We start from the raw sequence: 11,855 nt of genomic DNA on the forward strand, positions 1-11,855 counted from the left end.
ATCAAGCATCTGCAAGTGATGAATACGTGAAGCGATGTGTTGCGACGCAACAAATACCGCCCATATGTCCACATCTGCAGGCCGACGGCGATCACGGTTGGGGCAGTTTGGTCCGCTGAACAGCAAGCGGTCGCCCCCGTAGGAGCGCACCCGGGCGCGACGGGGGCTATCGGTAAGGCCTGTCGCGCCCGGGTGCGCTCCTACGATTGCGGGTTGAGTGGCCTGGTTACCCTGCCTCGCCCGGCGCGATCGCCTCGATCGACAGCGCGTGGATATCGGTCTGCATCATCTCGCCGACCGCGGCGTAGACCGCGCGGTGACGCGCCAGCGGCGGCTTGCCGGCAAAGGCGGCGCTGACCACGCGCACATTGAAATGCCCACGCCCGTCGCGCGCGCCGGCATGCCCGGCGTGGCGATGGCTGTCGTCCACCACCTCCAGCTCGGTCGGCGCCAGCGCCGCCTGCAGCGCGGTACGGATCCGCTCGACCCGGCTCATGGCAGCACCCGGCGGAACGGGCGGACCTCGGTGCGCACGTAGACGCCCGCCTCGACATACGGATCGGCATCGGCCCAGGCGCGGGCGTCGTCCAGCGCGTCGAATTCGGCGATGACCACGCTGCCACTGAAACCGGCCGGGCCCGGATCCTCGGCATCGATCGCCGGGCATGGGCCGGCCACCAGCAGGCGACCTGCCGCCGCCAGCGCCTGCAAACGGGCCAGATGCGCCGGTCGCGCCTGCTGCCGGGCCGCCAGTGCGTCGGCCCGGTCATACCCTTCGATTACGTACCACATAGGCCACCTCGCCCAAGACGTGAAGAACAGCCTCGGGATTCTAGCCGCCTCAGCGCTGGACACCGCCCCCGCGTACGCATTACCCTTGCCATCACTGCACACGCAATCGGACGCAGCGGCCCGTCGGCCCAGGCCCCACGCCTCCTCGACGACCGATTCGCTGCCCACCGCCGACCCGCGTAGACGACCTCCTCGCTGTTCCGTCGCCGCATGCCACGCGGCGCACGTTGTATGTGGATTTGTAGGATCGTGCTGGCACGGGCACGACATTGATCGCAATAACTCAAGGCAAAGCCCTGCAGGCGCGGCTCAGACCGCGGCCGGCGACCGTAAGACCCGATGTCGACCTGATGAATTCCGAACTCGCGCACGACGCGAATCCGCCAGCCACGAGCGCGCCGCCACAGCAGCAGGAAATGCCGCTGGCGGTGGTGCATGGGCAACCGGTGCTGCAGATCCCGCAGGATCTGTATATTCCGCCGGACGCGCTGGAAGTCATCCTGGATGCCTTCGAAGGTCCGCTGGACCTGCTGCTGTATCTGATCCGCCGCCAGAATCTGGACATCCTGGATATTCCCGTCGCCGAGATCACCCGGCAGTACGTGGATTACATCAACGTGATGCAGGAGCTGCGCTTCGAACTGGCGGCCGAATATCTGGTGATGGCCGCGATCCTGGCCGAGATCAAGTCGCGCATGCTGTTGCCGCGCCCGCCCAGCGAGGAAGGCGAAGAAAACGATCCGCGCGCCGAGCTGGTGCGCCGGCTGCAGGAATACGAACGCTTCAAGCAGGCTGCCGAGGATCTGGACACCCTGCCGCGCATGGGCCGCGACAGCGCGCCGGTGCAGGCGCATCTGCCCGAGCGCGCCGCGGTCAAGCTGCCGCCGCCGGTGGAACTGAAAGAAATGCTGATGGCGCTGTACGACGTGCTCAAACGCGCCGAGCTGTTCACCGGCCATGCGATCAAGCGCGAGGCGCTGAGTGTGCGCCAGCGCATGGGCGATGTGCTGAGCCGTCTGGACGATGGCAGGTTCTATCGCTTCGAATCGCTGTTCACGACCGAAGAAGGCAAGCTCGGCGTACTGGTCACCTTCCTGGCGCTGCTCGAACTGGCCAAGGAGCAATTGCTGGACATCGTGCAGGAGGCGCCGCTGGCGCCGATCTACGTGAAGTCGCTGGCCTTGGGCAACACCAATGCGCCGCTGCAGTTCTCCAGCGAATTCGACGACAGCGATGCCGCCAACGAACCTCTCTGAAGCCGATCACCGAATGGATCAAGCGTTGATCACCCGCATTATCGAAGCCGCCCTGCTGGCGAGCAGCCAGCCGCTGACGCTGGCGCAGCTGCAAGGCGTGTTTCCGGAAGAAGAACCGGCGCCGCCCGGCAGCGTCGAGCGCGCGCTGGAACTGCTGCGCGACGGCTGCGCCGAGCGCGGCGTGGAGCTGGTCGAGGTGGCCTCGGGCTTCCGCTTCCAGGTCAAGGCGGACGTGCATGGCTGGGTCGCCCGGCTGTGGACCGAGCGCCGCACCAAGTACACCCGCGCCACGCTGGAAACCCTGGCGCTGATCGCCTACCGCCAGCCGATCACCCGCGGCGAGATCGAGCAGGTGCGCGGCGTGGCGGTCAGCAGCAACATCATCCAGGCGCTGGAAGAACGCGAGTGGATCCGCGTGGTGGGCCACCGGGACGTGCCCGGCAAGCCGGCCCTGTTCGGCACCACCAAGGGCTTTCTGGATTACTTCGGGCTCAAGCGATTGGACGAGCTGCCGCCATTGTCTGAGTTGAAGGACATCGCCGAGCTGGAACCGCAGCTGCCGCTGGACCGCGACGGCCAACTGGATGGGGCGGTGCCGGCGTCGGCGGCGATGGGTGCGGAGCATGCTGAATCGGGTCCGGAGACAGATCCAGACCCGGATATGGCGGATGCAGACGGCGCCGGCGCCGATGCGGCGATTGCCGCCCGGACTGACGCGGCGGCGGATGCAGGTGCTGACGTGGACGCCGACCCGGGCGACGCCGCGCCGGAACAGCGCGATGCCGAGGATGTGCTGCCTGCATCGGACAGCACCACCGATGCAACCAGCGACAGCGACGATGCAATGCACGTCGATGCCGATACCGAGCTGGCCGTTGATGCCGATGGCGATGGCGATGGTGATACCGATGTTGATGTAGACGACAGCGACCAGACCGCCAGCCCAGGCACTGCAGTCGACGACGAAATCGAACACCACGCCGACGCGGTCGATGACCACGCCAGCGCCGATGAACTAAGTAACCAAACACCGCAACACCCCGAGCATGCCTCGGCGCAGGACCCAAACCCGCTGGACCCAGATGACGCCCGTGAGGGCGACCCCGACACCGCGCCGGGAACGCGCGCGGATGCAGTGAACGAAGACGAAGACAACGCCGTCGCGACGACGACCGTGGCTGTTGACGAAGCCGATTCCGACCCAGAGGCCGACCCAGAACGCGTCGGCCGGAGCCAGACACATGAGTGACACCCCCCGCAAGCTGTCGTTGAACAAGCTTTCCCTCAAGCGCGACAGCGCGCCCGAAGCGCCCAAGCTGGAAGAGCGCCTGCACAAGGTGCTGGCCCAGGCCGGACTGGGGTCGCGCCGCGCGCTGGAACAGCGCATTGCCGATGGCCTGATCAAGGTCAATGGCGCCGTCGCGCAGACCGGCATGTCGGTGCGCAGCGGCGACAAGATCGAGCTGGATGGCCGCAGTTTCGTGGCCAGCGCGCTGACCGAGCCCTCGCGCGTGCTGATCTACAACAAGCCCGAAGGCGAAGTGACCACCCGCGAAGACCCCGAAGGCCGCCCGACCGTGTTCGAGTCGCTGCCGGCATTGAAGGGCTCGCGCTGGATCGCCATCGGCCGCCTGGACATCAACACCACCGGTCTGCTGCTGCTGACCACTGACGGTGAGCTGGCCAACGCGATGATGCATCCCTCCTACGAGGTCGAGCGCGAATACGTGGTGCGCGTACGCGCCCCGGAAGGCGAGGACAAGGTCTCCGACGCCATCATCGAGCGCCTGTCGCGCGGTGTGCTGCTGGAAGACGGCGGCGCCAAGTTCGACGAGATCGAACGCATCGGCGGCACCGACTCGCACGACTGGTTCCGCGTGGTGGTCAAGGAAGGCCGCAACCGCGAAGTGCGTCGCCTGTGGGAGTCGCAGGGCTGCCAGGTCAGTCGCCTCAAGCGCAGCCGCTACGGCAAGATCTCGCTGCCGCGCGAATTGCTGCGTGGGCAGTCCATCGAAGTGGCGCAGGACAAGGTCGACAGCCTGCGCGCCGAACTCAAGCTGGAAGAAGGCGCGCCGTCGGCGCTGACGCTGCAGCCGGTGATCGGCCAGCGCCGCGCCGCCAAGTCCACCGTGCACGTCTCGCGCGATGGCCGCAGCAATGCCTACGTCAACGGCCAGACCTCCGGCGCCGACGAAGGCCGTGAACTGCGTCGCTTCGACAACCTGCGCGAAGATCGCGGCGGCCGTGGCCGTGGCAAGCCAGGCGGTTTCCGCGGCGGCCTCACCGTCAGCGGCGAAGCGGCGGCCAAGCAGTCGCAGCAGCGCCCGTTCAAGCAGCGCGCTCCCGGCAAGGGCGACCGCGCCCTGCCAGACGGCAACCCGGCCGCGTTCCGCAGCTGGTATGTGCCCGATGGCGTGAGCACCGGGCCGAGCGGCCACCGCAATGCCGGCCCCAGTGGCCCCGGCACCGGCCAGGCACGCCCGTACGCGAAGAAGGGTCCGGGCGGCGCACGTCCAGGTGGCGGCGCGGGCAATGCACGTCCCGGCGCAGGCGGCGCGGGGCGTGGCGGCGCCGGTGGCGGACAGGGCCAGTCGCAGGGTCAGGGCCAGGGTCAGCGCAAGCACCCGTACGGCCATCCGGGCAACGCGCCGAGCTTTCCGTCCGATCACGCCAACCCGGGTTTCAGCCCGTATGGCGCGGCACGTCCTGCGGCCGGTCGCCCGACCGGCGCACGCGCGGGTGGCCCCGGTGGCAACCGTGGTCCGGGCGGCAATCGCGGTCCGGGTGGTCCGGGCGGCGCGCCGCGTGGACCCGGCGGCCCGGGTGGTCGTCCCCCCGGTGGCGGTAATCGTCGCCCGCCAGGCGGCGGCGGTAATCGCGGTCGCTAAGCTGCGGCACGCGCAATAAAAAACGGCCCTGCAAAGGGCCGTTTTTTATTGGTATTTCCGTCGCTCCCGGCATCGCAGTTGCTGGAAACAGCAGTAACACCGAGTTCGTACAGCAACAGTGCAGGGCCCACTGTTCGGGCGCTGCGCGTCCACGCAGGTGTCGACCATTGGCGACGCCTGCGCTGCACCGCGCAGCGTCTTACTTGCGACGCTCGATGACGAAGTTGCCCACCGCTACGCCCAGATCGACGCCCTCGCCGGTGCCGGCCAGGGCCAGCGAAATGTCGCCCTTGGTGACCACCTGTGCCGTGCTGGACTTGACCACGCCGGCATGCGCTTCGGCCGCCGCGTAGGTGCCGAATAGATCATTGAGGCTGTAGGCGCCGGAGAAGGTGCCGCGGCCGCCGACGATCTTGGACTTGCCGACGGTCAGGCCGCCGCCCTTGCTGGAGATCTTGACCGGGATCACCGCGCCGTTGTCGCACTTGATGGTGCCGGTGCCGCTGGCGGTCTTGTAGAACACCGACCAACCCGACAGGTTGAACGACAGCTGGCAGTCAATGTTGCCGGCGGCCTGCGCCTGCGGTGCAAGCGTTGCGGCGCCCAGCAGCGCGAAGAGGGAAAGGGACTTGATCATGCGGGCATTCCGGTTGGTGAACGTGGCGCCGAGCCTAGCAGCGCCGGTGTGGCAGCCGCGACAACATGCCGGCACCGCGCATGCGACCGTTCAGCGAATCATTATTTCGCCGGCCGGCAGCCTGCGCCGCCACAGTCTGCGACGGCGGCATGGGATGATTGCGGCATGCCACGCACTGCCTACAGCCTGTTCTTCGCCGCCCTGCTGCTGCCCACCCTCGCCCACTGCGGCGAGACCATCCCGACCCAGGGCTACACCGTCGTGCGCACCTATCCGCACGACACCGCCGCCTTTACCGAAGGCCTGTTCTATCTCGACGGCTACCTGTACGAGAGCACCGGCGAACTGGGCCAGTCCAGCGTGCGCAAGGTCGAGCTGGAGACCGGCCGCGTCCTGCAGCAGGCCTCGACACCGGCGCCGTTTTTCGGCGAAGGCATCGTGGCCTGGCACGACCGCCTGATCCAGCTGACCTGGCGCAACCAGCGCGGGTTTGTCTACGACCTGGCCACGCTGACACCGCGCACGCAGTTCAGTTATTCCGGCGAGGGCTGGGCGCTGACCCGCGACGACAGCAGCCTGTACATGAGCGATGGCACTGCCCGCATTCGACGGCTGGATCCGCAGACGCTGCAGCAGGTCGGCAGCATCAAGGTCACTGCCGGCGGCAAGGCGCTGGACAATCTCAACGAGCTGGAATGGGTCAACGGCGAGCTGTTGGCGAACGTCTGGCTGACCACCCGCATCGCACGTATCGACCCGGCCAGCGGCAAGGTGATCGCCTGGATCGACTTGAAGGCGCTGGTGCCGGACGCCGACACCCTGAGCGACCCAAGCAACGATGTACTCAACGGCATCGCCTACGACGCCGAGCACGATCGCCTGTTCGTCACCGGCAAGCGGTGGCCGAAGATCTACGAGATCAAGTTGGGGGAGTAGCCGGGATTGGGGATTTGGGATTGGGGATTCGCAACAGCGGGCAAGCAAAGGGCCGTGCCTTGCCTGCTTTGCACCAATCGCTAATCCCTAATCCCGTATCACAAATTCATCCGCATCCAGCATCGCCGGGAAGCGTGCGCGGTGTTCGGCCAGGGCGGCAGCGCTGAGGGTGGTGGTGACCACCTGCGGCTGCTCGCGAATTTCCACCTGCGGCTGGCCGAGGAAATCGATCACGGCGCTGTCGCCGGCGTAGTGCAGCTGATTGCCGTCGACGCCGACGCGGTTGACCGCTGCCACAAAGCACAGGTTCTCGATCGCGCGTGCGCGCAGCAGCGTCTTCCATGCATAGGCACGCGCTGACGGCCAGTTGGCGACAAACAGTTGCAGATCGAAATCCAGCTGGCCCGGCCGCTCGACATCGAAACGATTGCGGCAGAACACCGGAAAGCGCAGGTCGTAGCAGACCTGCGGATTGATCCGCCAGCCCTTCCACTCCACCGTCAGGCGATCGCGCCCGGCCGCGTAGCGCAGGTGCTCGTTGCCGAAGCGGAACAGATGGCGCTTATCGTAATACTGCAGCGCCCCGTCCGGCGTGGCCCACAGCAGCCGGTTGAACACGCCTTCGGGCGTGCGCAATTGCACGCTACCGGTGACGGCCGCATCCAGCCGCGCTGCCTGCGCGCACACCCAGGCCACGGTCGGCCCATCCATGTCCTCGGCCTTGTCGATGGCGTCGTTGGAGAACCCGCTGGTGAAGGTCTCCGGCAGGACCACCAGATCGGTCAGCCCGGCCAACGGCTCCAGCAACGCACCGTAATAGTCGCGATTGCCGGCCGGGTCATGCCAGCGGGTGTCGCCTTGGATCAGGGAGATGCGCAGGTCGGGCATTGGAGGCTCGGGAATGGGGAGTCGGGAATGGGGAATCGGACAGCGGTTTGGTGAGCGCGTTATGTCATCGGGCCAAGTGCAGATTCAGATCGAAAAGCGACCAACCGCTTTTACGATTCCCGAATCCCGATTCCCGATTCCCAGCTCTTCAGAGCTGCTGCAACCGCGCGATCGCCGCATCCAGGGTCGCATCGTTCTTGGCGAAGCACAGCCGCGCCAGTCGTTGCCCTTGCGGCGCGGTCTCGTAGAACGGCGACAGCGGAATCGCGGCCACGCCCTTTTCCACCGTCAGCCACTTCACGAACTCGGTGTCGGGCAGGTCGCTGATCGCCGAATAGTCGACCAGCTGGAAATAGCCGCCGGGCACCGGCAACGGCGTCAGGCGCGTGGTCAGCAACTGTTCGCGGAAACGGTCGCGCTTGGCCTGGTAGAACGCGCCGAGGTGTTCGTCGTGTTCGGGTTCGTCGCGGATCATTGCGGCGAATGCGTGCTGGGCCGGGCCGAAGCTGGTGAAGGTGTTGTACTGGTGCACCTTGCGGAACTCGGCGCTCAGTGCCGGCGGCGCGATGGCGTAGCCGATCTTCCAGCCGGTGCAGTGATAGGTCTTGCCGAAGCTGGAAATCACGAACGCGCGCTCGCGCAGTTCCGGCCAGCGCAACACCGATTCGTGGCGGCGGCCGTCGAACACGATGTGTTCGTACACCTCGTCCGAGAGCAGGAAGATGTCGCTGCCGCGCAGCAGCTCGGTCAAGCGCTGCATGTCATCGGCAGACAGCATCGCGCCGGACGGATTGTGCGGCGAGTTGATCATCAGCAGGCGCGTCTTCGGCGTGATCGCTGCGCGCAGCGCCGGCCAATCGATGGCGAAGGTCTGCGGGTCCAGCGCCACGTGCACGGCGCGCGCGCCGGCCAGGTCGATCGCCGGCTCGTAGCAGTCGTAGGCCGGGTCCAGCACGATGACCTCCTCGCCTGCGCGCACCACCGCGTGGATGGCGTTGAAGATCGCCTCGGTGGCACCGCTGGTGACGGTGATCTCGCTGTCGGCATCGACCTGCGCGCCGTAACAGCGCTGCGCCTTGCCGGCGATGGCCTGGCGCAAGGCCGCAACGCCGGTCATCGGCGGGTACTGGTTGTGGCCGGCCGCCATGGCCTTGGTCAGCTCATCGACCAGCCGCTGCGGCACCGCGAAATCGGGAAAACCCTGGCCCAGATTCACCGCACTGTGTTCGGCCGCCAGCTGCGACATGACGGTGAAGATGGTGGTGCCCACCTTGGGCAGCTTGGTCGTGAGGGGCATCGGGCCTGTCCGGGCAACAAACGGGGGGACCGCGAGTGTACGCAAAGCCGCCAGGCGGTTGCGCCCGGGCGATGCAAAACAGCGTTCCCGGACACATCACGCCGCCGAATGCGCCCCCGGCAACGCGCCATCGTCGCTACAATGCGCGCCCTGCCTCGCCCACCCCATGCCGTCCTGCGACGGGAGCCCGCTGCGCCGATGATCGAACCGCTGCACACTGCGCCACCGCTGCTGGCGGCGCGCGCGCTGGCTTTTAGCCGCAACGAGGAGCCGGTGTTCGGCCCGCTGGATTTCCATGTCGATGCCGGCGAGGCGCTGCTGGTGCAAGGCGACAACGGCGCCGGCAAGACCACGCTGCTGCGGGTGCTGGCCGGGCTGCTGCATGTGGAGCGCGGGCAGATCGAGATCGACGGCAAGACCGCGCGGCGCGGCGACCGCAGCCGCTTCATGGCCTATCTGGGCCATTTGCCGGGGCTGAAGGCCGATCTCAGCACGCTGGAGAACCTGCACTTCTTGTGCGGCCTGCATGGCCGCCGCGCCAAACAGATGCCCGGCAGTGCGCTTGCCATCGTCGGCCTGGCCGGCTACGAGGATGCGTTGGTGCGGCAGCTGTCGGCCGGCCAGCGCAAGCGCCTGGCGCTGGCGCGGCTGTGGTTGTCGCCGGCCCCGCTGTGGCTGCTGGACGAGCCCTACGCCAACCTGGACCTGGACGGCATCACCCTGGTCAACCGGATGATCTCCGCGCACCTGCGCGGCGGTGGCGCGGCGCTGGTCACCACCCACGGCGCCTATGCGGCGCCGCCGGTGCGCACGCGCATGCTCACGCTGGAGGCGGCGGCATGAGCCTGCATTCGCCACAACCCTCGCTGTGGCAGGCCGCGCGCGCGCTGCTCAGCCGCGACCTGCAGCTGCTGTGGCGCCGTCGCAGCGATGCCTTGCAGCCGGCGCTGTTCGCCCTGCTGATCGGGGTGTTGTTCGCGCTGGGCCTGGGCGGTCGCCCGGACCTGCTGGCGCAGGCCGCACCGGCGGTGCTGTGGCTGTCGGTGCTGCTGGCCGGGCTGCTGTCGCTGGATGCGCTGTTCCGCAGCGATGTGGAAGACGGCTCGATGGAGCAATGGCTGCTGGCGCCGGTGCCGTTGGCGTGGCTGATCGCGGTGCGCGTGCTACTGCACTGGGCGACCAGCGCGCTGCCGTTGATCGCGGTGACGCCGCTGCTGGGCGAATTGCTGCACCTGCCACATGACCAACTACCGGTGCTGCTGGCATCGTTGGCGCTGGGCACACCGCTTCTGAGCCTGCTTGGTGCCGTGGTTGCGGCGCTGACGGTGACGATGAAACGCTCTGGTATTCTCGTGGCGTTGCTGGCGTTGCCGTTGTACGTGCCGGTGCTGGTGTTCGGCGCCGGCAGTGTCGCGGCCAGCGGACAAGGACAGGATGCGGTGGGTGCGTTGTTGTTGCTGGGCGCCGGATTGGTGATCGGCGTGGTGCTGGCACCGCTGGCTGCGGCTGCCGCGATCCGGATTTCCTTGAGTTGAGCCCTGCGGTCGAGACGCTGTCGACAAGACGCTCCACTCATTGCGTTGTTGCTGTTTCGAGAGCCAATGCCATTCCAAAGGCTGCTGCCATCGCATGAACGTCGTCGCCCGCTGGTTCCACCAACTCGCCTCGCCTCCGATCTTCGACCGTTTCACTGCGCGCTGGGCGCCGTGGTGCTACGCGCTGGCCGCGGTGTTGCTGGGCGTGGGCATCTGGCAGGCCTTGTTTGCGGTCCCGGCCGACTACCAGCAGGGCGATAGCTTCCGCATTCTGTATATCCATGTGCCGAGCGCGTGGATGAGCCTGTTCGTGTTCGGGCTGATGGCGGTGTACGCGGCGATCGCGCTGATCTGGCGCATCAAGATCTGCGAAATCCTGGCCATGGCCTGCGCGCCGATCGGCGCGGCGTTCACCGTGATCACCCTGCTGACCGGCAGCATCTGGGGCAAGCCGATGTGGGGCGCCTGGTGGGATTGGGACCCGCGCCTGACCACCGAGCTGATCCTGCTGTTCCTGTATCTGGGCGTGATCGGTCTGTACCAGGCCATCGACGATCGCCGTCAGGCCGCGCGCGCGGCCGCCTTGCTGGCGATCGTCGGCGTGGCGCTGCTGCCGGTGATCCGCTATTCGGTGGTGTGGTGGAACTCGCTGCATCAGGGCCAGAGCATCCGCCTGCTCGGCCCCTCCAGCATCGATGCCAGCATGCTGCTGCCGCTGTGGCTGATGGTGATCGGCACCAAGTTCTGGTTCGCCGGTTCGCTGCTGACGCGTGCGCGCGCCGACAACCTGCGCCGCGAGGCTGGCAAGGCCTGGATCGTGCACGATGCGCCGGAGGGCGCGGCATGAGCTACCTGCCCTACGTCATCGCCGCCTACGCGGTATTCGTGCTGGTGCTGCTGTGGGACCTGATCGCCGGCCGCTGGCAGCTGCGCCGCGCGTTGAAGATCGCGCAGGCGCGGCGTTTGCGCGAGCGCAAGCGCGCGGTGCCCAGCGATGCGGAGCTGATCCGGTGAACCTGCAACGGCGCCGCCGGATCTGGCTGGTGATCGCGCTGGTGCTGGCCGGTGGCCTGGCGACCGCGCTGGTGGCGATGGCACTGCAGCGCAATGTGGCCTACCTGTACACACCGTCGGAAGTGCTGCGCGGCGACGCCGGCGAGCATGCGCGCTTCCGGCTCGGCGGCATGGTGGAGAAAGGCTCGTTCCAACGTGCGTCCGGTTCGCTGGAAGCGCGGTTCCGGGTCACCGATGGCGATGCACAGTTGCCGGTGCGTTACGACCGCATCCTGCCGGACCTGTTTCGCGAAGGCCAGGCGGTGGTGGCAACCGGGCGCATGCAGAATGGCGTCTTCGTTGCCGAAGATGTGCTGGCCAAGCACGACGAGACCTATATGCCGAAGGAAGTCGCCGACAAGATGGGCAGCGCGCACCGCAAGCATGACGTGCCGGCGGCCGCAGACCAGGCCGGAGCGCTGCGTTGATGGCAGGGGTCAAAACGTTCGCCTTGCTGCGCTGTGATCGCTTGCAGCTCGCTTGCGTGGCCGACGATGTCGCGATGCCTGGGCAGGCGCATGCAGACGATGCCCGGATGACGCCCCTGCATTGCGCCGGCAAGCGTCGCACCAC

At 67.3% G+C, this 11,855-nt stretch carries 14 protein-coding genes; 9 read left to right on the forward strand and 5 right to left on the reverse strand.

What is annotated here, in order from left to right; all coding sequences use genetic code 11:
* Positions 1-226: 226 nt before the first annotated feature.
* Together ABQY74_RS11310 and ABQY74_RS11315 are read right to left on the reverse strand one after the other, a co-directional pair.
* On the reverse strand, positions 227-496 hold the full coding sequence (locus ABQY74_RS11310; RefSeq protein WP_016904540.1) for a BolA family transcriptional regulator: 270 nt from the start codon (positions 494-496) through the stop codon (positions 227-229).
* Positions 493-792: a YciI family protein gene (locus ABQY74_RS11315; protein ID WP_016904541.1), complete on the reverse strand. Its 300-nt coding sequence runs from the start codon at positions 790-792 to the stop codon at positions 493-495. Before ABQY74_RS11315 ends, ABQY74_RS11310 begins: the two co-directional genes overlap by 4 nt.
* Positions 793-1,142: 350 nt before the next feature.
* Here ABQY74_RS11315 and ABQY74_RS11320 point away from each other — a divergent pair, with 350 nt between their 5' ends.
* The 3 genes from ABQY74_RS11320 to ABQY74_RS11330 are packed head-to-tail and all read left to right on the forward strand — an operon-like array spanning position 1,143 to position 4,936.
* A complete protein-coding gene (locus ABQY74_RS11320) occupies positions 1,143-2,048 on the forward strand; it encodes a ScpA family protein (RefSeq protein WP_016904542.1) in 906 nt (301 codons plus the stop codon).
* The gene (gene scpB / locus ABQY74_RS11325) at positions 2,026-3,297 is read left to right on the forward strand and encodes an SMC-Scp complex subunit ScpB (protein WP_349791463.1); all 1,272 of its coding nucleotides are present in this window, start codon (positions 2,026-2,028) and stop codon (positions 3,295-3,297) included. The genes ABQY74_RS11320 and scpB overlap by 23 nt, the downstream gene beginning before the upstream one ends.
* On the forward strand, positions 3,290-4,936 hold the full coding sequence (locus ABQY74_RS11330) for a pseudouridine synthase (RefSeq protein WP_039527028.1): 1,647 nt from the start codon (positions 3,290-3,292) through the stop codon (positions 4,934-4,936). The genes scpB and ABQY74_RS11330 overlap by 8 nt, the downstream gene beginning before the upstream one ends.
* Before the next feature lie 199 nt (positions 4,937-5,135).
* On the opposite strand, the gene ABQY74_RS11335 is transcribed toward ABQY74_RS11330, so the two are convergent.
* Entirely contained in the window at positions 5,136-5,573 is a 438-nt protein-coding gene (locus ABQY74_RS11335) for a hypothetical protein (RefSeq protein WP_016904973.1), read from the reverse strand.
* Between the two features lie 165 nt (positions 5,574-5,738).
* Between ABQY74_RS11335 and ABQY74_RS11340 the strand changes: the two genes are divergently transcribed.
* Complete coding sequence (locus ABQY74_RS11340; RefSeq protein ID WP_349791465.1) at positions 5,739-6,509, forward strand: glutaminyl-peptide cyclotransferase; 771 nt, start codon at positions 5,739-5,741, stop codon at positions 6,507-6,509.
* A gap of 87 nt (positions 6,510-6,596) precedes the next feature.
* On the opposite strand, the gene ABQY74_RS11345 is transcribed toward ABQY74_RS11340, so the two are convergent.
* Together ABQY74_RS11345 and ABQY74_RS11350 are read right to left on the reverse strand one after the other, a co-directional pair.
* Entirely contained in the window at positions 6,597-7,397 is an 801-nt protein-coding gene (locus ABQY74_RS11345) for an amidohydrolase (protein ID WP_349791467.1), read from the reverse strand.
* Between the two features lie 148 nt (positions 7,398-7,545).
* On the reverse strand, positions 7,546-8,694 hold the full coding sequence (locus tag ABQY74_RS11350) for a pyridoxal phosphate-dependent aminotransferase (RefSeq protein WP_016904969.1): 1,149 nt from the start codon (positions 8,692-8,694) through the stop codon (positions 7,546-7,548).
* A 198-nt stretch (positions 8,695-8,892) separates the two neighbouring features.
* On the opposite strand from ABQY74_RS11350, the gene ccmA reads away from it, so the two are divergent.
* The 5 genes from ccmA (at position 8,893) to ccmE (ending at position 11,710) form a co-directional block, all read left to right on the forward strand.
* Complete coding sequence (gene ccmA, locus ABQY74_RS11355; RefSeq protein WP_039527017.1) at positions 8,893-9,537, forward strand: heme ABC exporter ATP-binding protein CcmA; 645 nt, start codon at positions 8,893-8,895, stop codon at positions 9,535-9,537.
* Positions 9,534-10,229, forward strand: coding sequence for a heme exporter protein CcmB (ccmB, locus tag ABQY74_RS11360; RefSeq protein ID WP_228607649.1), 696 nt, complete (start codon positions 9,534-9,536; stop codon positions 10,227-10,229). Before ccmA ends, ccmB begins: the two co-directional genes overlap by 4 nt.
* A gap of 94 nt (positions 10,230-10,323) precedes the next feature.
* Positions 10,324-11,076: a heme ABC transporter permease CcmC gene (gene ccmC, locus ABQY74_RS11365; RefSeq protein ID WP_024939980.1), complete on the forward strand. Its 753-nt coding sequence runs from the start codon at positions 10,324-10,326 to the stop codon at positions 11,074-11,076.
* Entirely contained in the window at positions 11,073-11,243 is a 171-nt protein-coding gene (locus tag ABQY74_RS11370) for a heme exporter protein CcmD (protein WP_024939981.1), read from the forward strand. The genes ccmC and ABQY74_RS11370 overlap by 4 nt, the downstream gene beginning before the upstream one ends.
* Positions 11,240-11,710, forward strand: coding sequence for a cytochrome c maturation protein CcmE (ccmE, locus tag ABQY74_RS11375; protein WP_102581588.1), 471 nt, complete (start codon positions 11,240-11,242; stop codon positions 11,708-11,710). Before ABQY74_RS11370 ends, ccmE begins: the two co-directional genes overlap by 4 nt.
* The last annotated feature ends 145 nt before the right edge of the window (positions 11,711-11,855 follow it).

This window comes from Xanthomonas sp. WHRI 7064, from assembly GCF_040202355.2.
Lineage (GTDB): Bacteria > Pseudomonadota > Gammaproteobacteria > Xanthomonadales > Xanthomonadaceae > Xanthomonas > Xanthomonas arboricola.

Bases quoted from the DNA above. Each gene is read 5' to 3' on its own strand.
- ABQY74_RS11310 (WP_016904540.1), bottom strand. From the start codon at position 496: ATGAGCCGGGTCGAGCGGATCCGTACCGCGCTGCAGGCGGCGCTGGCG.
- ABQY74_RS11315 (WP_016904541.1), bottom strand. From the start codon at position 792: ATGTGGTACGTAATCGAAGGGTATGACCGGGCCGACGCACTGGCGGCC.
- ABQY74_RS11320 (WP_016904542.1), top strand. From the start codon at position 1,143: ATGAATTCCGAACTCGCGCACGACGCGAATCCGCCAGCCACGAGCGCG.
- scpB (WP_349791463.1), top strand. From the start codon at position 2,026: ATGCCGCCAACGAACCTCTCTGAAGCCGATCACCGAATGGATCAAGCG.
- ABQY74_RS11330 (WP_039527028.1), top strand. From the start codon at position 3,290: ATGAGTGACACCCCCCGCAAGCTGTCGTTGAACAAGCTTTCCCTCAAG.
- ABQY74_RS11335 (WP_016904973.1), bottom strand. From the start codon at position 5,573: ATGATCAAGTCCCTTTCCCTCTTCGCGCTGCTGGGCGCCGCAACGCTT.
- ABQY74_RS11340 (WP_349791465.1), top strand. From the start codon at position 5,739: ATGCCACGCACTGCCTACAGCCTGTTCTTCGCCGCCCTGCTGCTGCCC.
- ABQY74_RS11345 (WP_349791467.1), bottom strand. From the start codon at position 7,397: ATGCCCGACCTGCGCATCTCCCTGATCCAAGGCGACACCCGCTGGCAT.
- ABQY74_RS11350 (WP_016904969.1), bottom strand. From the start codon at position 8,694: ATGCCCCTCACGACCAAGCTGCCCAAGGTGGGCACCACCATCTTCACC.
- ccmA (WP_039527017.1), top strand. From the start codon at position 8,893: ATGATCGAACCGCTGCACACTGCGCCACCGCTGCTGGCGGCGCGCGCG.
- ccmB (WP_228607649.1), top strand. From the start codon at position 9,534: ATGAGCCTGCATTCGCCACAACCCTCGCTGTGGCAGGCCGCGCGCGCG.
- ccmC (WP_024939980.1), top strand. From the start codon at position 10,324: ATGAACGTCGTCGCCCGCTGGTTCCACCAACTCGCCTCGCCTCCGATC.
- ABQY74_RS11370 (WP_024939981.1), top strand. From the start codon at position 11,073: ATGAGCTACCTGCCCTACGTCATCGCCGCCTACGCGGTATTCGTGCTG.